Origin of the sequence: Nocardioides sp. (genome assembly GCF_030655615.1) — a bacterium.
GTDB lineage: Bacteria > Actinomycetota > Actinomycetes > Propionibacteriales > Nocardioidaceae > Nocardioides.
Genome location: NZ_JAURVJ010000190.1, coordinates 1 through 1,246, shown reverse-complemented (window position 1 = coordinate 1,246; position 1,246 = coordinate 1). Strand labels below are relative to the sequence as shown.

The 1,246-nt window shown below is 66.4% G+C and carries 1 protein-coding gene; it reads right to left on the bottom strand.

Annotation, left to right across the window (positions count from 1 at the left end; all coding sequences use genetic code 11):
• The coding region (locus tag Q7T52_RS16025) for a glycosyltransferase (protein ID WP_304804230.1) at positions 1-1,246 on the bottom strand (1,246 nt) is incomplete at both ends.

The window sequence follows — 1,246 nt, the reverse complement described above, 5'->3', positions numbered from 1 at the left end:
TCTGGTAGTAGCCCTTGTTCCAGCGCGAGCGCTGACGGATCCAGTTGCCGACGTTGGAGTTGGCCTCCTCCAGCGTCGTGGAGTCGATCATCGCCGTGCGGTAGCCCTCGCGGTGCAGCCGTATGCAGAGGTCGGCGTCCTCGGTGACGTTGAAGGGGTCCCAGGCGCCGAGCTCGCGCAGGATGTGGGTCTTGAAGTGGTTGGACGTGCCGCCGAGCGGGATCGGCGACTCCGAGGCACCCATGGCCGGCAGGACCAGCTCGAAGTGCATGGAGTACTCGTTGGCGAACCACGACGTCAGGAGGTTCTGGTCCTGGTTGAAGTGGTTGAGCTTGGCCTGGACGCACACCACGTTGGCCGGCACGTGCCGGAAGGCGATCAGGGCCTTCTTCAGCTGGTCGGGGTCCGGGCGGTCCTCGGCGTCGAAGATGACGCAGAACTGGCCGGTCGCCAGCTGCAGGCCGTAGTTGCAGGCCTTGGGCTTGGTCTTGGGCTGGCTGTCGGGCACGACGACCAGGTGGAAGTGCGGCGGGAGCGCAAGCGACTTGATCTTGTCGATCGTCTCGAGGTCGTCCTCCTCGCACAGGAGCTTGACGTCCAGGCGGGTGCGCGGGTAGTCGAGAGCGTTGATGTCGCGGACCAGACGGGGAACGATGCCGGCTTCCTTGTAGAGCGGCACCAGGATCGTGTAGACCGGCAGCGTGCGCTCGTCGAGAGCAGCGATCTCCTCGTCGGTCACATCGGTCTCGAGGTGCGTGCCCAGGGCGCGCAGCGTGAGGCGGAACTTGTAGACCGAGACGAAGAAGTAGATGAAGCTGCACACGCCGACGACGCCGATGGCCGTGCCGGTCGGCCAGATGACCGCGCAGACCACCAGCACGACGGCGGCCATGATGAACACGGCCTTCTGGACTGCCGAGAACACGGTGTGGGCCGACTGCTCGGGGTAGTTCTCCAGAAGGAACTGCGTGGAGACGTCGGCGTAGTGGCTGCTGTGGACCCGCTGGATGAGCTGGTCGAGATCGGTGCGGTTGGCGAGGAGCTGGCGGAACGGCTGGTCCAACGCCTCCTCGACGTCGGCGAGGCCCTCGGCCGTCAGCGGACGGGCGACGGCGAGGAGAACCTCGCCCTCGCTCTCGGCGACCGGAATGACCTGCAGGGTGCGGGCAACCCTTTCGGGGAGCCGGCGCGAGACCTCGTAGTCGGGCTCGAAGTCGGCCAGGCCGACGCGCTGCAGCTGGTGCAT